This window comes from Camelimonas fluminis (genome assembly GCF_014656355.1).
GTDB classification, from domain to species: domain Bacteria; phylum Pseudomonadota; class Alphaproteobacteria; order Rhizobiales; family Beijerinckiaceae; genus Camelimonas; species Camelimonas fluminis.
Map to the genome: position 1 here is coordinate 76,891 of NZ_BNCG01000005.1, position 18,594 is coordinate 95,484.

An 18,594-nucleotide genomic window follows, 5' to 3' on the forward strand; every position below is an offset into this window, starting at 1 on the left:
AACGCAGGGGCCTGAGCCGTGCAAGCCTCGCCTTGAAAAGTTCGTATTGTTGCAAATGCAACATAAACACGACCTTTCTACAGGTTTTGCCGCCCTGCAATACCCCGGTCCCGGGAACGGTCCGCGAGAATCGCCCCAACCCCATGCAACTCAGGGCGTTCCCCTATCCCGGAGCACCGGGCCTCCGCGATCCGGCGGCTCCCGTGTTTGGCGCGCCGGCGATCAGCGCGCTGCTCATTGCCCCTGACGCGCCGCTGCCCAATGCCGCATGCATGCCCACCTTCCCGCCGGCCACCCCGTCCGGGTCGTCCGGCGCGGTCGCGCATGAGTCGCGCCAGTCAGAACGGACCGGGGTTGCGACGGAGAGCGCGCGTTGCCTTCCATGTTCACAGACCTGGGAACCAGCCTCGCTTCACCCTGCCCCTGAACCAAACGCCGCTTCCTCGGCCGGGGGCATTGGCGGCCGCCATCGCAACTTGCGCTGGCGACGCCCTGCGGCTCCAGCGCGGTCAGACGGCGCTTCCGCTACTGGCTGTCATCGCGAGCACCCTGCCCCCATGGCGAAGGCAACCCTTCCTCCGCGCGGACAAATCGCCCCTCCCCCAGGACATCTGGATCGAGGTCGATTCACGGCCCATCTGGCCGGATCCGAAACGTTTCCAGATGACCAGACCGGGCCCTGGCCGTCTGTGCGTCATGGGCGCCCGAAACAGCTATCCCGGCGGTAAATACATGGGGCGCCCCATATTCATCCTTCTATCCACAGCAGCCGGCGCACATTGGGATCGATGCTCGCTTGACACCGCAAGGGCCGAACCTTAAACCCCGCATCACCGGCGGCCAAGACGCCTGTTCGGGGGTGTAGCTCAGTTGGTTAGAGCGCCGGCCTGTCACGCCGGAGGTCGCGGGTTCGAGTCCCGTCACTCTCGCCACTTTCCTTTTCAGGATGGTTGGCTGAATGTTTGGCGCCAGTGACTGGGTGTGGAGTTTATTCTCCGGATCCAGATACCCGGGTTTGGGGGTGTAGCTCAGTTGGTTAGAGCGCCGGCCTGTCACGCCGGAGGTCGCGGGTTCGAGTCCCGTCACTCTCGCCACCCAGAACCGGTTGATACGAAGCGCGGCTTGGCCGCGCTTTTTTATTTGGCGCCCCCCTGCTTGCCTGCAGAGCCAGCAGCTACGGCTGCGCGACGATTTCCGCTAAAAGCTGGCCACCCGCTGAAGTCAGGGGCAGCGCCGGTTGGCGTCAGAATTCAGACTGATTGACCGGGTTCCCGTCCTGTACCGGCGGCGTGCAGGATGTCGCCGCGGCGCATGCGCGATTGCCCCTGACGAAACTGTCTGGAACCGCCGGGGCTCAGGCGCGCGCAGGCCTGACGGCTGCATGCGTTGTGCACTTTATGATCTGGTTGAACGGCGACCAAGGCCAGCATCGCCTGAGCGGCCTGATGCATGGTGGGCGGTGACGGGCTCGAACCGCCGACCCTCTCGGTGTAAACGAGATGCTCTACCAACTGAGCTAACCGCCCTGACGCGGCGGGATCCGGATTGACCGAAATCCAGGCCAACGTCTGCCCCCGCCCTGGCCGGTTGACGTCGCTGCGAGATGGCGAATGAGCCAGACGCAAGACCGCAGGAGCAACTGGAGCCTGCTCTACAGCATGGCGACGTCAAACGCCAGTCCAACCGTCGTTTGACCACTCCCGGATGCAGGCGCATGCAAGCGCCTGTTGACAAGCCCTGGCCACCACTGCGGCCCCCTTCAACGTCGTGGCGCCTGTCTGTTGGCCTCACGACCGGGACCGCTCCCCGACCGGTCGCATGGAACCTGCCAGCGTTACGCAATAGCTGGCTAGCGAACCTCCCGACGCGCCGCGCCGAAGCGCGGCCCCGCCGTTTCCGATTCGCTCGCGCGGCGCGCGGGGCGCATCCGTCACGCTCCCTGTGGCCCTCGCTTGCGGCGCCACGGGTGCAAGGCCTGCTCAACGCAACTGCTCCGTCCCCAGCCCCACGGCTCATTCCGGGCGCCGCCAGGGGCGCGAACGCCATGAAACACCCCGGAGCAATTCCTTATGAGGCGCCCTGATGCGAAAAGAGCCCGGATCTTCCGATCCGGGCTCCGAACATGTGTAATCCAGGCGCCCCGGGATCGCCCGTCAAACAGGCAGCGGCGATCGCGCAGGTCAGCACCGGTTGACGGCCTTACTTCCCGTTGACGGAATCCTTGAGGCCCTGGCCAGCCTTGAACTTCGGAGCCTTGGAAGCAGGAACATTGATGGTCTCGCCCGTACGCGGGTTCCGCGCGGTGCCGGCAGCGCGGTCGGCCACCGAGAAAGTGCCGAAGCCAACAAGCTTGACCTCATCGCCCTTCTTGAGGGCGTCCGTGATGGCGGCGAATACAGCCTCAACGGCCTCGCCCGCCTGGGCGCGGCTCAGGTCAGCCTGATCAGCGACGGCAGCAACAAGATCGCCTTTGTTCATCAATCGTCCTCCAGATGCGAATGACGCTCCTCAGCGCGCATTCGTCGGGTTCAATACTCCAGCCCGCCATGTCGGTTACAAGAAACCCGGCCCATAGCCCAGCTCGTGTTACGGTGAAAATCCACGGGTCTCACCGTCCCATCTTTTGGTTTTGCCTGATAAGCCCCGAAGCGCAAGGCCCTGGCGGGGAGAAATCACGGCAATAAAACAAATTTTTCCGTTTCGTGAAGAAAAAAGGCCCCGGCGGCGCGCCGGGGCCTCTCTCGATGATTACTGATCAGTGGGCAATCACACCGCCCGTCTCACCTTCGACCCTGGGAGGCGTCACTGGCTCATCGCCCGGAGCGGTCCATTCGATCGCCTCCAGCTTGCGAACCAGCGCATGCGCCAGCACCTGGTCCATGCGCGACACCGGGATGATTTCCAGCCCGTTCTTCACGCTATCCGGAATGTCCGCCAGATCCTTGACGTTGTCCTCCGGAATGAGAACCGTGCGGATGCCGCCGCGCAGGGCGGCCAGCAGCTTCTCCTTCAGGCCGCCGATCGGCAGAACCCGGCCGCGCAGCGTCACCTCGCCAGTCATGGCCACGTCCCTGCGGACCGGCACGCCGGTCATCACCGAAACGATGGCTGTCGCCATGGCGATGCCCGCGGACGGACCGTCCTTGGGCGTCGCGCCTTCCGGAACGTGCACGTGGATGTCACGCGCATCGAACAGCGGCGGCTTGATGCCCATCGACACCGACCGCGCCCGGACATACGAGGCGGCCGCCGAGATCGACTCCTTCATGACGTCGCGCAGATTGCCCGTCACCGTCATCTTGCCCTTGCCGGGCATCATGACGCCCTCGATGGTCAGCAACTCGCCGCCCACCTCGGTCCAGGCCAGACCCGTCACAACGCCAACCTGATCCTCCGTCTCGATCTCGCCGTAGCGATACTTCGGCGCGCCGAGGTAATGCTCCAGGCTGGTCGTCGTCACCTCGACCGTCTCCGACTTGCCGAGAACGATGTCCTTCACGGCCTTGCGGATCAGGTTCGAAACCTCGCGCTCCAGGTTACGCACGCCCGCTTCACGGGTGTAGCGCCGCACCAGCAGCAGCAGGGCGTCGTCGGTGATCGTCCACTCCTTCTCCGACAGGCCGTGCTTGACCAGGGCCTCAGGGATCAGGTGGCGACGGGCGATCTCCGTCTTTTCCTCTTCCGTATAGCCGGCGAGCCGAATGGTCTCCATACGGTCGAGCAGCGGTCCCGGAATGTTCAGCGTGTTGGCGGTGGTCACGAACATCACGCTGGAAAGATCATAGTCGACTTCCAGATAGTGGTCGTTGAACGCCTTGTTCTGTTCAGGGTCCAGCACCTCGAGCAGCGCCGCGGACGGATCGCCCCGATAATCCTGACCCATCTTGTCGATCTCATCGAGCAGGATGAGCGGATTGGAGGTCTTCGCCTTCCGCATCGCCTGGATGATCTTGCCAGGCATGGAGCCGATATAGGTCCGCCGGTGACCACGGATCTCGGCCTCGTCACGCACGCCGCCAAGCGACACGCGGACGAACTCGCGACCCGTAGCCCGGGCGATGGACTTGCCGAGCGAGGTCTTGCCGACGCCCGGAGGGCCGACAAGGCACAGGATCGGCCCGGACAGCTTGTTGGCGCGCTGCTGCACCGCCAGGTACTCGACGATGCGATCCTTGACCTTGTCCAGGCCGAAGTGATCGGCGTCGAGCACCTTCTGCGCCTCGCCCAGATCCTTCTTCACCCGCGAACGCTTGTTCCACGGAATGCCGAGCATCCAGTCGAGATAGTTGCGCACGACGGTGGCTTCAGCCGACATCGGCGACATCTGCCGCAGCTTCTTCAGCTCGGCCATCGCCTTGTCGCGGGCCTCGCGCGAAAGCTTGGTCTGGTTGATCTTCTCTTCCAGTTCCGCCAGCTCGTCGCGGCCGTCCTCGTCGCCAAGCTCCTTCTGAATGGCCTTCATCTGCTCATTCAGATAGTACTCGCGCTGGGTCTTCTCCATCTGCCGCTTGACGCGCGTGCGGATGCGCTTCTCGACCTGGAGAACCGAAATCTCGCTCTCCATCATGCCGAGAATCTTCTCAAGCCGCGCCGGGATCGAGACAGTCTCGAGCAGCGCCTGCTTGTCAGCGATCTTCACAGCGAGGTGCGAGGCGACCGTATCGGCCAGACGCGAGGGGTCCTCGATCTGCGTGACGGCGGCGACCACCTCCGGCGAGACCTTCTTGTTGAGCTTCACATAGCTCTCGAATTCGGTCACGACCGAGCGGGCCAGGGCCTCTGCCTCGACCTTGTCTCCGGCTTCGTCGCCGAGCACCTCGGCCGTGGCTTCATAGAACTCGTCCGTGCGCAGATAAGAACGCACGCGCGCGCGGCCGGCGCCTTCGACCAGCACCTTCACGGTGCCGTCGGGCAGCTTCAGAAGCTGCAACACGCTGGCGATCGCGCCGATCTCGTGGATGGCCGATGTTTCCGGATCATCGTCTGCGGCGTTCATCTGCGTGGCCAGCAGGATGTGGCGGTCAGTCTTGACCACCTCCTCCAGAGCGCGGATTGACTTCTCGCGCCCGACGAAAAGCGGGACGATCATGTGCGGGAACACGACAATGTCGCGCAGGGGCAGAACGGGATAGTCCGAAACGGTTCCCGGAGCCGCAGGCTGGCGAGGCTTCATGGTAGTCATGTGGCCCTTGTCCTTTTTCACTATCGTCCGCCCTCCCCCTTGGAGCGGCAGGCGGAGCGGACGGATTGCCTCCGGCGCTCAACTCCAGGGGAGCATACACCGCAGACAGCGCTCGTCGCGCCTCCTGGTGAGCGCGCGACAACGACGATGAACAGAAAGTGGTTCCGGGGGACTTTTGTTTCAAGTCGGTGACAGCCCCGGAACGCAGATGATTTGAGGATCAGGTCTGCATGGCGCGCATGACCTTCCGCCCATGGCCACGCCAGCCACCCTTCCGACGCAGAACAGGCGCCCAACGGGCGCCTGCCATGCCGGATGATCCGTATCTGAACCTCAGGCCGAGGCGGTCGCGTTCGTATCGGCCCGGTCGGCGTATATGAACAGCGGCCGCGCCTTGCCCTCGACCACCTCGGGGCCAATAACGACCTGCTCGACGCCTTCAAGCCCCGGCAGTTCGTACATGGTCTCGAGCAGAATGCCCTCCAGGATGGAGCGCAGGCCGCGGGCGCCGGTCTTGCGCTCGATGGCCTTGCGCGCGATCAGCGTCAGCGCGTCCTCGTGGAAGGTCAGCTCGACGTTTTCCATCTCGAACAGGCGCTGGTACTGGCGCACCAGGGCGTTCTTCGGCTCCTGGAGAATCTTCTTGAGCGCAACCTCATCAAGATCCTCAAGGGTGGCGATCACCGGCAGACGGCCGATGAACTCGGGGATCAGGCCAAACTTCAGCAGATCCTCAGGCTCCACCTCACGGAAAATCTCACCGGTGCGGCGATCTTCCGGCGCATGCACAGTGGCTCCAAAGCCAATCGACGTGCCCTTGCCGCGCGCGGTGATGATGCGCTCCAGCCCCGCGAAGGCGCCGCCGCAGATGAACAGGATGTTGGTCGTGTCCACCTGCAGGAACTCCTGCTGGGGATGCTTGCGACCGCCCTGCGGCGGCACGCTGGCGACCGTGCCCTCCATGATCTTCAGCAGCGCCTGCTGCACGCCTTCGCCCGACACGTCGCGGGTAATCGACGGATTGTCCGACTTGCGGGAAATCTTGTCGATCTCATCGATGTAGACGATGCCGCGCTGGGCCCGTTCGACATTATAGTCTGCGGCCTGCAGCAGCTTCAGGATGATGTTCTCAACATCCTCGCCCACGTAGCCTGCTTCGGTCAGCGTCGTCGCGTCGGCCATGGTGAACGGCACGTCAAGGATGCGCGCCAGGGTCTGGGCCAGCAGCGTCTTGCCCGAGCCTGTCGGGCCGACCAGCAGGATGTTGGACTTGGCCAGCTCAACGTCGTTGTTCTTCAGCGCATGGCTGAGCCGCTTGTAGTGATTGTGCACGGCGACGGAGAGCACCTTCTTCGCGTGCTCCTGGCCGATCACGTAGTCTTCCAGCACCTTGCTGATCTCACGCGGCGTCGGCACGCCGTCGCGCGACTTCACCAGCGACGACTTCGATTCCTCGCGGATGATGTCCATGCACAGTTCGACGCATTCATCACAGATGAACACCGTCGGCCCTGCGATCAGCTTGCGGACCTCATGCTGGCTTTTGCCGCAGAAAGAGCAGTAAAGCGTGCTCTTGCTTTCGCTGCCTGTGGCCTTGCTCATGGTCCGTCTCCACTGCGACCGGCCGGTATGACGCCGGCGGTCATGTCAAATCCTTGCCGGATCAGGTTGCGCGACGCGCCGGGGCGTGGCCGCCGCGGCGCCTGCGACTGTCCGAATTCCGGGAGAAACGTCAGACCTCGTGGTCCGGCGCAGCGCTCCCGGCGCCCGATCCGCTGCCTGCGCATCAGGATCGAACCTGACCCGTAACAACAGGTTAACGTCGCCGCCCACCGACGCACGACGCGAACATAAAACGTCACCCAAACATGGGGGACGACGTCCGTCAATGCGAGCGGGGCCGTTTGTCGCGGACGCCCGCCCCACTCCGCTTTCAGCCAGATCAGGCCGGCAGGTCCGGGCGCTTCTCGAGAACCTGGTCGATCAGCCCGAATTCCTTCGCCTTGTCGGCGGTCATGAAATTGTCGCGCTCCAGCGCATTCTCGATCGCTTCCAGCGACTGGCCGGTGTGCGTGACGTAAATCTCGTTCAGGCGGCGCTTCAGCGCCTCGATCTCACGGGCGTGGATCAGGATATCCGTCGCCTGGCCCTGGAAGCCGCCGGAGGGCTGATGCACCATGATGCGGGCGTTCGGCAGCGCGAAGCGCTGGCCCTTCTCGCCCGCCGCCATCAGCAGGGAGCCCATGGAGGCGGCCTGGCCAACAACGAGGGTCGACACCGGGCAGCGGATGAACTGCATGGTGTCATAGATCGACAGGCCGGACGTCACCACGCCGCCAGGAGAGTTGATGTAGAAGGAGATTTCCTTCTTGGGATTCTCGGCCTCGAGGAACAGCAGCTGCGCCACGATCAGCGAGGCGGAATAGTCCTCCACCGGGCCGGTCAGGAAGATGATCCGTTCGCGCAGCAGGCGCGAATAGATATCAAACGCCCGCTCTCCCCGGTTGGACGTCTCGATAACCATCGGCACCAGCGTGTTGGCGTAAACGTCCAACGGATCTCTCATGTCTCACACTCCAGGCGGCCGCGCGGCGGCGGTCATTATCGGGTGCATTTTCAGGCGGAGCGGACGCCGCGCGTAAAGAAAATGCCTCAGGGCAAGGCCGTGAGACGCCACTCCGCACCTGCTGGTCCGGGTTTTGCCCCATGGCGGCTCCGTCACCGCTTTCGCGAACGGAACTGCGCCAGACCAACCTGTCTGGCGTTAAAAACACGCTGGCCGGGAATCACGCCCGCTCCGGCGCCAGAATCTGGATTGTGACTTTTCCTCGCCATTGTGGCGGAGGCAAGCCCTGTCGTCACTTTCATATGGTCGCCCGCAAAACCGCAGGATGGGAAAACTTTCCACGGCCTGCGGCGGGCGTTCCCAGCAGTTATGCGCTGGTCGCCGTCACCGCAAGACCCGATCGCGACCGGCCCGACAGCGGCCGGGCCGGCCCGGCAACAAAAAAGCGGCCAGGGAACCCCTGGCCGCCGCAACATCAGGGCGCGGCCACAGCCGCGCAACGGGAAATCAGGCCTTGTCGCCGTCTTCCTCGTCTTCCTTGAAGAGCTCTTCCTTGCTGACGGTCTTGTCCACAACCTTGGCCTGACCCAGCAGATGATCGACCACCTTCTCCTCGAAGATCGGGGCGCGCAGCTCGGCCAGCGCCTGGGGGTTCTTCTGGTAGAAGTCCCACACCATCTTTTCCTGACCGGGGAACTGGCGGGCGCGATCGACGAGCGCGCGGGTCAGTTCGTCTTCGGTGATCTTGATCTCGGCCTTGTCGCCGATCTCCGCCAGCACCAGACCAAGACGCACGCGACGCTCGGCGATGCCCTTGTACTCTTCACGGGCGGCTTCTTCCGTGGTGCCTTCGTCTTCGAAGCTGCGGCTGGCCTGCGCCATTTCAGCGGTCACGCCCTGCCACACGCCGTCGAACTCCTGCTGGACCAGGGTCGGCGGCAGCTCGAAGCTGTACAGCTTGTCGAGCGCGTCGAGCAGCTTGCGCTTCACCTTGCGGCGCGACTGCGCCTGGAAGTCGACGCCAATGCGCTCACGCAGGGCGTTGCGCAGGGCTTCCAGGTCGTCCATGCCGAACGACTTGCCCAGTTCGTCATTGACCAGCGCTTCGCCGCCAGCTTCAATCGAGATGACCTTGACGTCGAACTCAGCCGTCTTGCCGGCCAGATGCGCAGCCTGGTAGTCCTCGGGGAACGTCGCGGTGACGACCTTCTCGTCGCCGGCCTTGACGCCAACGAGCTGCTCTTCGAAGCCCGGAATGAACGAGCCGGAGCCGATTTCGACCGGCACGCCATCGCCCGAACCACCCGGGAAAGCCTCGCCGTCGATCTTGCCGACGAAGTTGATGGTGACGCGATCGCCATCCTGCGCAGCTTCGCCTTCGGCGCGAGCAGTGAAGGTGCGGTTCTGCTTCGCCATGCGGGTCAGCGCGTCGTCCAGCTCGGCGTCGGTCACCTCGGCGACCTCACGCTCCAGCTCGACGCCAGAAACATCAGCAATTTCAAAGGTCGGCAGAATTTCGAGCGCGACGGTGTAGGACAGGTCGGCCTTCGCGTCGATGACCGCGTCCACATCCTCGCGAGCTTCCGGCAGATTGACCTTCGGCTCCATGGCGAGACGCAGGTTGTTCTCGGAAACGATCTGCTGGTTGGCCTCGTTGACGGCGTTCTGCACGATGTCAACCATGACCTGGCGACCGTAGGTGCGACGCATGTGCGTCATCGGCACCTTGCCCGGACGGAAGCCGTTGATGCGGACCTTGTCCTTCAGCTCGTTCAGCTCGTTGACAAGCCGGGTTTCGAGCTCGGAAGCGGGCACGACCACCTTGAATTCGCGCTTCAGTCCTTCGGAGTTGGTTTGGGTCGCCTGCATGTTGAAACTCTGCTGTCCTGTCGCCCGTGAATCGGATTCCGGCCTGTTGGGTTATAAAGCGCATGGTGCGGGCGGAGGGACTCGAACCCCCACGAGGTTAGTCACTGGAACCTAAATCCAGCGCGTCTACCAATTCCGCCACGCCCGCCCGCGACACGCCATGAAAGGCCGCCCTCTCAGGCCGAGGTCGCGGCTCTATATCACGCGTTGCGGATAACGCACCAAAAAAATACCCTGCCGCCGGGCTGCGGACAGCCTGACGCCGGATGCCCCGATCTCTAATCCACATAAAGCGTCCTGTGAACCACTCCGCGTTCTGCAACCCGCCCTTTTTTGAGATTATGCGTTTGTTTCGCGTTTCCGAACCAGCACAGGCAGGCCGCAGGATGTCCAACGCTTTCTCCCCACGCCTTCAGACGCCAGGCCGCCGGCAGTTTTGCGCGGGATTCGCGGCGACGCTCCTGGTGCTCCCCGGCCTCGCATCGTCAGCCAGCGCCCAGGAAGGGGAAAAGGCGCAGGCGACGGCAAACGCGGGGATCCGCCTGCACGCCGCCCCAGGCAAGCTGCGACTGAAACCGGAACCGGCGTCGGGGACGGCGACTCTTGCCTTCAATGGCCAGATTCCTGGCCCGCTAATGCGGGTGCGCCAGGGCGAGACTCTCTCCCTTGAACTGTCGAACGGTCTGGATGATCTGCTGTCATTGCACTGGCAAGGCGCAGGCGCGCCCAACGCCCTCGACGGCGTCGCCGGCCTCACCGGCCCCGCCATCGCGCCTGGAGAAACACGGCGTCTCAGCTTCACGACGCGCCACGCCGGCCTGTCCTGGTATCGGCCCATGCGCATCGGCGCTGTCGGCCGCCAGACCGGGAGCGGCCTTTACGGCGCGGTGATTGTAGATGAAACCGAGCCGCCAACGGTCGCGAAAGACATTCTGCTGGTGCTTGATGACTGGGCGCTGACCAATGACGCCCAACTCCGGCCGGATTTCGACACGGTCGCCGCTCGCGCCGGCGCCGGGCGCCTTGGCAACTGGCTGACGCTGAATTCCGCCGCCCCACCCGGGCGCGTCAGCGTCGCGCCGGGCTCGCGCCTGCGATTGCGTCTGCTGAACGCCGCCAACGCGCGCACGTTCGCCCTGCAGTTTAACGGCCTCCACGTGCAAGTCATTGGCGTCGATGGCCGCCCTTCGGCCCTGTTCACGCCGGCCCGCGACAGCCTGACCCTGCTTCCAGGCGGGCGCTACGACCTGATCGTCGCGGCGCCGGCGCAGGCGGGCGCTGAAGGCGCGCTGCAAGCGCGGTTTGGCGATGCGGGCGCGCCATTGCTGGTCGTGACGGCGACAGACGCGCCGCCGGCAATGGCCGCGGGGCCCGTCGCCGCCTTGCCCGCCGCTGGTTTGCCAGAGGCGATCCGGCTGCAGGATTCAATCCGCGCCGCCCTGGTCATGGCCGGGGGAGCCTCGCCTGGCGCGCCAGAAACCGCCGCGCGCTTCACGGACCCGGCGCGCATCTGGACCATCAACGGCGTCTCCTGGCCCGAGGCCGTGAAAAAGCCGGCGTTCAGCGTTCGCTCGGGCCGTCCGGTGACGCTTGAGCTGAAGAATACGACGCCCTGGATGCAGACGCTGCACATTCACGGGCACCACGTGCGGCGGCTGCACAACCTGGATGATGGCTGGGAGCCCTACTGGCTCGACGTCATCGCCGTTCCCGCGAACCACACGTCGCGCGTGGCCTTTGTCGCTGGCGAAGCCGGCAAATGGCTCATCGGCTCATCCATCGCCGAGCGGCTTGATGGCGGCATGGCGACCTGGTTCGAGGTAACCTGACCGCCTCCCCCAATCGGGCGCGCCCGCAAGATTCCGGCGCGCACGCAAGAAAAAAGGCCAGCGCGCGGCCAGCCTTTTCGAAGAAGCATCGTTCCGGGGACCTCCTTGCCAGCGCTGCTTCGCGCAAAGGCCGCCCCATAAATTCTGTCCGGAGAGCGTCTCAGAAGCCGCCGCCGACCCCCATGCCGCCGGTGCTGTTCATCATCGGCCGCACGCCGGAACCGAAGTTGCGCACTTCCCGGCCCACGCCGGTCATGTCGATATCGTCCCGCTCGATCTTGCGCATGGGAGCGTTGAGCCCACCTGTGGCGCCCGTGGACCGGCTGGCGGCCTTTGCGCCGCCCCTGGCCTTTGGCGAGGGTTTGACATCAGCCGGCGCCTCCCAGTCGGGAGTGGCTGGGACCTGCTGCGCGAATGCGACCGGCGCGATCGCCAGCACGCCAACCGCAGCGGTCACAGCGGACAGCCGGCGAACATACATGGGAATAGACATATCCAGCTCCTGAACTCCGCGCCGCCCGCAAGGCGCCATCCTGAATGGCTGCGGACTAACGAACGCCAGACTTTACCGGCGCGCCAGCACGGCCGGCGGAACTCAACCGCCGCGTTCAACCCAATCAACGTGAAGCCAGAATAACGCGAAAACTGCGCTCACGACCAGCCCGGCTGTCGCTTCCTGGCGTCATGCAGCCGGCGCAACGCTGGAGGCGGCCGGCGCAATTGCCCGCGAAATCGCTGGCGCGCGCCCATTTCCCGACATCGCGGCGCCCGCTGCACGCGCGCGAACTTCAATGTGCGCAAACGCACATCCCGCCTTTTACGCCAGGGGCTCCTGTTGCAGCAGCCGCCGCAAGACGGCTGGAACCTGCTCCGGCAGATCCTCGGAAATCAGTCCCGGCCCGAATGTCCGCGCCGCAGCGCCATGAATCCAGACCGCCGCCGCGGCAGCCTCGAAACCCGGCATCCCCTGGGCCAGCAAACCACCCACCAGCCCGGAGAGCACATCGCCAGAGCCGGCGGTGCCAAGCCAGGGCGGCGCGTTGTCGTTGATGGCCACCCGCCCATCCGGCGCGGCGATCACCGTATCGGCCCCCTTGAGCACGACAATGGCGCCGGCCAGGCGCGCCGCGGCCAGAGCCCGCTCATATTTCGCGCCAGCGTCCATCACCCCCGCCACCTTGCCGAACAACCGGGCGAATTCGCCATCGTGCGGCGTCATCACCACCGGCGCGCCGCCGCCCGCCACGATGAGCGCCGCCATCCGCTCTGGCGCGCCAGCGAAACTGCTGATGGCGTCAGCGTCGATCACCAGCGCCCGCCCGCGCAGTATCGCCTCCTCCACCCGCGCCGCCAGTTCCGGCCCCACGCCGCCGGCAGGGCCAAGGATCACCGCATTGAACCGGACGTCGTCCAGCAGCCGGGCGAAATCGCCGGCGCCTTCCGCCTCGCGGATCATCACGGCGGTGAGATGCGCCGCGTGCACCCGGCATGCATCGGGCCCGGCCGCGATTGTCGCCAGCCCGGCGCCGACGCGCAGGGCGCTGCGGGCGGCGAGCCGGATGGCGCCCGTCGACAGCGGTCCGCCGGACCCGCACAGCACATGGCCGCGCCGGTACTTGTGCGCCTCCAGCGATGGCGCCGGAAAGCGCGTCAGCCAGAGATCGGGTGAATTGTAAAACATTCCCCGGCCAACGCTGGCGATGGTCCCGGGCGCAATGCCAATATCGATGCAGGTCACCGCTCCGCACAGCGCCCGGCCCGGCAATAACAGATGCCCCGGCTTGCGGGCGGCGAACGTCACGGTGGCGGTCGCACTGACGCTTGCCCCCATCGCCGCCCCCAGGACCTGGCCGCTGTCGGCGCTGAGCCCGCTTGGAACGTCAACGGCAAGAACCGGGAGGGCGGCGGCGTTGATGCGCTGCGCCAGATCGAGCGCCACGCCCTCCAGCGGCCGGTTGAGGCCAGCGCCGAACAACGCGTCGATCACCAGCCCGTAGCTGGCGAGGTCAACGTCAACGGCAACAGCCGCGCCATGCGCATGGGCCCAGTCGGCCGCCGCCTGGCCAGCGTCGGCGGTGGTCGCCGGCCCCAGCGGGGCCATCACGTCGACGTCGCGCCCCTCCGCCTGCAACAGCCGCGCCGCCACATAGCCGTCGCCGCCATTGTTGCCAGCGCCGCAGATCACCAGAATCCGGGCCCCGGGCGCAGCCATGCGCCGCGCCGCCGCCGCGACGCCGCGTCCAGCCCGAAGCATCAGCTCGTATCCCGGAACGCCGCTGGCGATGGTGATCCTGTCAGCTTCCGCCATCCACGACGCCCGCAGCAGATACTCCCCTGACTGGCCCGCCATTGCCGCCTCCTGGATTACGAATCTGCCCGCATCATAATCGGCATGCCTTGCGCAAACGCGCTCCTCCGCGCAGTGTTTCGCTGGAAATAGCCCGTAACGGCGGCCTTGACCGTCGGAAGACGCCCAAAAAGGCGCCAGACGCGCCCGGAAGACGTTCCCGGGACAACGTCTTCGTCATCATGCGGACCTGAAAATCCGCCTTTGCGAAATTGACTATTTTTTAGGCGCAAAACGCCCATGAAAGCGGCGCCCAGGACTGAAGCAGGTCAACAAGTCCGTTTCATTCGGACGCCGGCCGAGGCATAAAGCCCTGGACAGTCAGACACGGCCAGTTTTGCAGCCCGGACCCGGTGCGGAGGAGCGCGGCTCATGAAGAAGATCGAAGCGATCATCAAGCCTTTCAAGCTCGATGAGGTGAAGGAAGCGCTGCAGGACATCGGCCTGCAGGGCATCACCGTCATCGAAGCCAAGGGCTTCGGCCGGCAGAAGGGTCACACCGAGCTCTATCGCGGCGCCGAATATGTCGTCGATTTTCTTCCGAAGGTGAAGATCGAGATCGTTCTCAACGACGATCAGGTCGAGCGCGCCGTGGAGGCGATCCGCAACGCCGCCCAGACGGGCCGCATCGGCGACGGCAAGATTTTCGTTTCGACCATTGAGGAAGCCATTCGCATCCGCACTGGCGAAACCGGCGCGGACGCTGTCTGACCCAGATTTTTGCCCGTCGCCGGGCGGCGGCGGGCTTCAACATTGTATCGCGCGGACCACGGAGCGGGTCTGTCGCCCCAGTTGCAGGATAGGGGACTCATGATGACGAAGAGCGCTCAGGACGTGCTCAAGACCATCAAGGAAGAGGACATCAAGTATGTCGACTTCCGCTTTACGGATCCGCGCGGCAAGTGGCAGCACGTGACTTTCGACGTGTCGATGGTCGACGAGGACATGTTCGCCGACGGCACCATGTTCGACGGCTCCTCGATCGCTGGCTGGAAGGCCATCAATGAGTCGGACATGGTGCTGATGCCGGATCCGTCGACGGCCCAGCTCGATCCCTTCTTCGCCGCCCCGACCCTGTCGATCGTCTGCGACGTGCTTGAGCCCGGCACCGGCGAATCCTACAGCCGCGACCCGCGCGGCATCGCCCGCAAGGCCGAGGCGTTCCTCGCCTCCACCGGCATTGGCGACACCGTGTTCATCGGTCCCGAAGCCGAATTCTTCGTCTTCGACGACGTCCGCTTCAAGGCTGACCCGTACAACACCGGCTTCAAGCTCGACTCCGCGGAACTGCCGACCAACGGCGACCGGGAGTATGAAGGCGGCAACATGGGCCACCGCATTCCCACCAAGGGCGGTTACTTCCCCGTGCCGCCGCTGGACAGCTGCCAGGACATGCGCGGCGAAATGCTCGCCGCCATGCAGTCGATGGGCGTCACCGTCGAGAAGCATCACCACGAGGTCGCCTCGGCCCAGCACGAACTTGGCACCAAGTTCAACACGCTGACCCAGACCGGCGACGAGATGCAGATCTACAAGTACTGCATCCACAATGTGGCCAACAGCTACGGCAAGACCGCGACCTTCATGCCGAAGCCGGTGTTCGGCGACAACGGCTCGGGCATGCACGTCCACCTGTCGATCTGGAAGGACGGCAAGCCGGTGTTCTCCGGCAACAAATACGCCGACCTCAGCCAGGAATGCCTGTGGTTCATTGGCGGCATCATCAAGCACGCCAAGGCCCTGAACGCCTTCACCAATCCGTCGACCAACTCCTACAAGCGCCTGGTCCCTGGCTATGAAGCGCCGGTGCTGCTGGCTTACTCGGCCCGCAACCGTTCGGCTTCCTGCCGTATTCCGTGGACGAACAACCCGAAGGCCAAGCGCGTCGAGGTTCGCTTCCCTGACCCGACCGCCAACCCCTATCTGGCGTTCTCGGCCCTGTTGATGGCCGGCCTCGACGGCATCATCAACAAGATCGATCCTGGCCCGGCGATGGACAAGGACCTCTACGACCTGCCGCCGCGCGAACTGAAAAAAATCCCGACCGTCTGCGGCTCGCTGCGCGAGGCCCTCGACTCCCTGCGCAAGGACAACGCCTTCCTCAAGGCTGGCGATGTCTTCACCCAGGACTTCATCGACAGCTTCATCGAGTTGAAGATGGCCGAGGTGATGCGTTTCGAAATGACCCCGCATCCGGTCGAGTTCGAGATGTACTACTCCTGCTGATCCCGAAGGGTGACGCGAACGGAAAGGCCGGGCCCGCCCCGGCCTTTCTGCTTTTTGGAGGCCCTGGCGTCGCCTGGCGCGACATCCGCGTTTTGGCCCGGACCGCCAGCCGTGCTATGTTTTATTGGGTCCGGCGCTCCAGCCGGAACGCGATTTCCATCATGTCATCGCTTTGGACCAGGCTTTGAATTCAGGCCAGGGACCGGGTTTGCGTCAGGGTCCCGGTGAGCTTCGGCGGAAGCCAGTCATCGCGGCTTTCACCATCTGGTGAAAAGCTGGCATATTCTTATGAGAACGAATCGGGATCAGATCAGATATATGTCGGACAGGGATGATCTTTTCGGCGGCGGCGCGCTGGCGCGCAAACCGGCTGGCGGCAAGGGCGGCGGAACCAGGGGCGCGCGGCTGGAGGCCCAGGCGGCGAAGCTGGCGCAGTCCGTGAAAGCCGGCACGCCGGATGAGGCCGGCTACACCGCCGCCGCGATCGAGGTGCTCGAAGGGCTGGAGCCTGTTCGCCGCCGCCCGGGCATGTATATCGGCGGCACGGACGAAAAGGCCCTGCACCACCTGTTCGCCGAAGTCATCGACAACGCCATGGACGAGGCCGTCGCCGGCCACGCATCGTTCATCGAGGTCGAGCTGGAGGAAAGCGGCTTCATCCGCGTCACCGACAACGGCCGCGGCATCCCGATCGATCCGCACCCCAAATTTCCGGGCAAGTCAGCGCTCGAGGTGATTCTCACCATCCTGCACGCTGGCGGCAAGTTTGATTCGAAGGTTTACGAGACCTCCGGCGGTCTGCATGGCGTTGGCGTCTCCGTGGTCAACGCCCTGTCCGACGTGCTGGAAATCGAGGTGGCGCGCGGGCAGACGCTCTATCGCCAGACCTACAGCCGCGGCCTGCCCCAGACTGAACTCATCACCGTCGGCCGCGTCCAGAACCGCCGCGGCACGACCGTCCGCTTTCATCCCGACGCGGAGATTTTCGGTCCAGAGGTCCGCTTCAGTCCGCGCCGGCTGTTCAAGATGGCGCGCTCCAAGGCCTATCTGTTCGGCGGCGTCGAGGTGCGGTGGAAATGCGCGCCGTCGCTGCTGGATGCGGCCGACAACGTCCCGGCCGAGGCGATTTTCCGCTTCCCGGGCGGTCTGAAGGATTATCTGGCGCGCGAGATCGACGGCGCCTCCCAGGTTGCGGACCAGCTGTTCTCCGGCAAGATCGAAAAGGATGGCGGCCACGGCTCCGTCGAATGGGCGGTGTCATGGCTGGCTGATCAGGACGGATTCATCCACTCCTACTGCAACACCATTCCAACCCCGGAAGGCGGCACCCACGAGCAGGGCTTGCGCATGGCGCTGTTGCGCGGCCTGCGTGAGCACGCCGAACGCATTGGCCAGCAGAAGCGCGCCGCCAACCTCACGGCCGACGACATTATGGCCACCTGCGCCGCCCTGCTCTCGGTGTTCGTCCGCGAGCCGGAATTCCAGGGACAGACCAAGGACAAGCTGGCGACCAGCGAGGCGGTGCGAATCGTCGAAAACGCCGTGCGCGACGCCTTTGATCACTGGCTGGCGGCGGCGCCGCAACAGGCCTTGCGCCTGCTGGAATGGACCATCGAGCGCTCGGAAGAGCGGATGCGGCGCCGGCAGGAAAAGGAAGTCGCCCGCAAAAGCGCCACCCGCCGCCTGCGCCTTCCAGGCAAACTCGCCGATTGCACCCTGGCCGGCGCCGCTGGCTCCGAGTTGTTCATCGTCGAGGGCGACTCGGCTGGGGGCAGCGCCAAGCAGGCGCGCGACCGGCGCACCCAGGCCGTGCTGCCGTTGCGCGGCAAAATTCTCAATGTGGCCTCCGCCGGCCGCGACAAGCTCGCGGCGAACCAGCAGCTTTCCGACCTGTCCCAGGCGCTCGGCTGCGCCGTTGGCGCGCAATACCGCGACAGCGAGCTGCGTTACGAGAAGGTCATCATCATGACCGACGCGGACGTGGACGGCGCGCATATCGCTTCACTGCTGATCACCTTCTTTTACCGACAGATGCCGAAGCTGATCGACAACGGCCATCTCTATCTGGCGGTGCCGCCGCTCTACCGGATCACCTCCGGCAACAAAACGCTCTATGCCCGCGACGAAACGGAGCGCGACAGGGTCATTGCCCGTGATTTCAAGGGCAAGAAGGTGGATGTCGGCCGGTTCAAGGGCCTTGGCGAGATGATGGCGGCCCAACTGAAGGAAACCACCATGGATCCGGCCCGGCGCACGCTGCTGCGGGTGCAGGTGGAAGACGAGGGCCGTCCCCAGACGTCGGACGCCATCGACCGGCTGATGGGCAACAAGCCGGAGGCGCGTTTCGCCTTTATTCAGGAGCGCGCCGCCTTCGCCGATGAGGCCGGCCTCGATATCTGACAACCGGGCAACCTGCGCCGGGCCGGCGCGCCTTGCCCTCTTGGCAAGGCGTTTGCGGAGGTTTGCCCCACCCCAACTGGAAACTGATCCCCGGCGATAGGGGCGATACATGGCGGCTGACGGCGGCGCACGCCGCCAGCCGATTGTTGCGCGCAGTTCACTGATGTGACCGTCA

At 64.8% G+C, this 18,594-nt stretch carries 11 protein-coding genes and 4 tRNA genes; 6 read left to right on the forward strand and 9 right to left on the reverse strand.

Annotated features, from left to right (window positions below):
* Nucleotides 1-855: 855 nt before the first annotated feature.
* Nucleotides 856-932 (forward strand) — tRNA-Asp (locus IE243_RS08695).
* Nucleotides 933-1,017: 85 nt separating this feature from the next.
* A tRNA-Asp gene (locus tag IE243_RS08700) sits at nucleotides 1,018-1,094 on the forward strand.
* Nucleotides 1,095-1,450: 356 nt separating this feature from the next.
* Here IE243_RS08700 and IE243_RS08705 read toward each other — a convergent pair.
* The 7 genes from IE243_RS08705 to IE243_RS08735 form a co-directional block, all read right to left on the reverse strand.
* Nucleotides 1,451-1,526: transfer RNA gene (locus IE243_RS08705), tRNA-Val, on the reverse strand.
* Between the two features lie 673 nt (nucleotides 1,527-2,199).
* On the reverse strand, nucleotides 2,200-2,478 hold the full coding sequence (locus tag IE243_RS08710) for an HU family DNA-binding protein (RefSeq protein ID WP_191318973.1): 279 nt from the start codon (nucleotides 2,476-2,478) through the stop codon (nucleotides 2,200-2,202).
* A 277-nt stretch (nucleotides 2,479-2,755) separates the two neighbouring features.
* The gene (gene lon, locus IE243_RS08715; protein WP_191318974.1) at nucleotides 2,756-5,182 is read right to left on the reverse strand and encodes an endopeptidase La; all 2,427 of its coding nucleotides are present in this window, start codon (nucleotides 5,180-5,182) and stop codon (nucleotides 2,756-2,758) included.
* A gap of 333 nt (nucleotides 5,183-5,515) precedes the next feature.
* Nucleotides 5,516-6,784: an ATP-dependent Clp protease ATP-binding subunit ClpX gene (clpX, locus tag IE243_RS08720; protein ID WP_191318975.1), complete on the reverse strand. Its 1,269-nt coding sequence runs from the start codon at nucleotides 6,782-6,784 to the stop codon at nucleotides 5,516-5,518.
* 340 nt (nucleotides 6,785-7,124) lie between these two features.
* A complete protein-coding gene (locus IE243_RS08725) occupies nucleotides 7,125-7,748 on the reverse strand; it encodes an ATP-dependent Clp protease proteolytic subunit (RefSeq protein WP_191318976.1) in 624 nt (207 codons plus the stop codon).
* Between the two features lie 507 nt (nucleotides 7,749-8,255).
* Nucleotides 8,256-9,617: a trigger factor gene (tig, locus tag IE243_RS08730; protein ID WP_191318977.1), complete on the reverse strand. Its 1,362-nt coding sequence runs from the start codon at nucleotides 9,615-9,617 to the stop codon at nucleotides 8,256-8,258.
* 63 nt (nucleotides 9,618-9,680) lie between these two features.
* Nucleotides 9,681-9,765 (reverse strand) — tRNA-Leu (locus IE243_RS08735).
* 238 nt (nucleotides 9,766-10,003) lie between these two features.
* On the opposite strand from IE243_RS08735, the gene IE243_RS08740 reads away from it, so the two are divergent.
* On the forward strand, nucleotides 10,004-11,446 hold the full coding sequence (locus tag IE243_RS08740) for a multicopper oxidase family protein (protein ID WP_191318978.1): 1,443 nt from the start codon (nucleotides 10,004-10,006) through the stop codon (nucleotides 11,444-11,446).
* 160 nt (nucleotides 11,447-11,606) lie between these two features.
* Here IE243_RS08740 and IE243_RS08745 read toward each other — a convergent pair whose 3' ends face one another.
* Together IE243_RS08745 and IE243_RS08750 are read right to left on the reverse strand one after the other, a co-directional pair.
* On the reverse strand, nucleotides 11,607-11,939 hold the full coding sequence (locus IE243_RS08745; protein WP_191318979.1) for a hypothetical protein: 333 nt from the start codon (nucleotides 11,937-11,939) through the stop codon (nucleotides 11,607-11,609).
* 324 nt (nucleotides 11,940-12,263) lie between these two features.
* On the reverse strand, nucleotides 12,264-13,796 hold the full coding sequence (locus IE243_RS08750; protein ID WP_191318980.1) for an NAD(P)H-hydrate dehydratase: 1,533 nt from the start codon (nucleotides 13,794-13,796) through the stop codon (nucleotides 12,264-12,266).
* Nucleotides 13,797-14,165: 369 nt separating this feature from the next.
* Between IE243_RS08750 and IE243_RS08755 the strand changes: the two genes are divergently transcribed.
* The 3 genes from IE243_RS08755 (at nucleotide 14,166) to parE (ending at nucleotide 18,419) form a co-directional block, all read left to right on the forward strand.
* On the forward strand, nucleotides 14,166-14,504 hold the full coding sequence (locus tag IE243_RS08755; protein ID WP_132005645.1) for a P-II family nitrogen regulator: 339 nt from the start codon (nucleotides 14,166-14,168) through the stop codon (nucleotides 14,502-14,504).
* 102 nt (nucleotides 14,505-14,606) lie between these two features.
* A complete protein-coding gene (gene glnA, locus IE243_RS08760) occupies nucleotides 14,607-16,019 on the forward strand; it encodes a type I glutamate--ammonia ligase (protein WP_191319052.1) in 1,413 nt (470 codons plus the stop codon).
* Between the two features lie 318 nt (nucleotides 16,020-16,337).
* The gene (gene parE, locus IE243_RS08765; RefSeq protein ID WP_191318981.1) at nucleotides 16,338-18,419 is read left to right on the forward strand and encodes a DNA topoisomerase IV subunit B; all 2,082 of its coding nucleotides are present in this window, start codon (nucleotides 16,338-16,340) and stop codon (nucleotides 18,417-18,419) included.
* Nucleotides 18,420-18,594 lie beyond the last annotated feature (175 nt).

What these genes read in the sequence shown, in the direction of transcription:
- IE243_RS08710 (WP_191318973.1), bottom strand. Translation starts at nt 2,478, where the DNA reads ATGAACAAAGGCGATCTTGTTGCTGCCGTCGCTGATCAGGCTGACCTG.
- lon (WP_191318974.1), bottom strand. Translation starts at nt 5,182, where the DNA reads ATGACTACCATGAAGCCTCGCCAGCCTGCGGCTCCGGGAACCGTTTCG.
- clpX (WP_191318975.1), bottom strand. Translation starts at nt 6,784, where the DNA reads ATGAGCAAGGCCACAGGCAGCGAAAGCAAGAGCACGCTTTACTGCTCT.
- IE243_RS08725 (WP_191318976.1), bottom strand. Translation starts at nt 7,748, where the DNA reads ATGAGAGATCCGTTGGACGTTTACGCCAACACGCTGGTGCCGATGGTT.
- tig (WP_191318977.1), bottom strand. Translation starts at nt 9,617, where the DNA reads ATGCAGGCGACCCAAACCAACTCCGAAGGACTGAAGCGCGAATTCAAG.
- IE243_RS08740 (WP_191318978.1), top strand. Translation starts at nt 10,004, where the DNA reads ATGTCCAACGCTTTCTCCCCACGCCTTCAGACGCCAGGCCGCCGGCAG.
- IE243_RS08745 (WP_191318979.1), bottom strand. Translation starts at nt 11,939, where the DNA reads ATGTCTATTCCCATGTATGTTCGCCGGCTGTCCGCTGTGACCGCTGCG.
- IE243_RS08750 (WP_191318980.1), bottom strand. Translation starts at nt 13,796, where the DNA reads ATGGCGGGCCAGTCAGGGGAGTATCTGCTGCGGGCGTCGTGGATGGCG.
- IE243_RS08755 (WP_132005645.1), top strand. Translation starts at nt 14,166, where the DNA reads ATGAAGAAGATCGAAGCGATCATCAAGCCTTTCAAGCTCGATGAGGTG.
- glnA (WP_191319052.1), top strand. Translation starts at nt 14,607, where the DNA reads ATGACGAAGAGCGCTCAGGACGTGCTCAAGACCATCAAGGAAGAGGAC.
- parE (WP_191318981.1), top strand. Translation starts at nt 16,338, where the DNA reads ATGTCGGACAGGGATGATCTTTTCGGCGGCGGCGCGCTGGCGCGCAAA.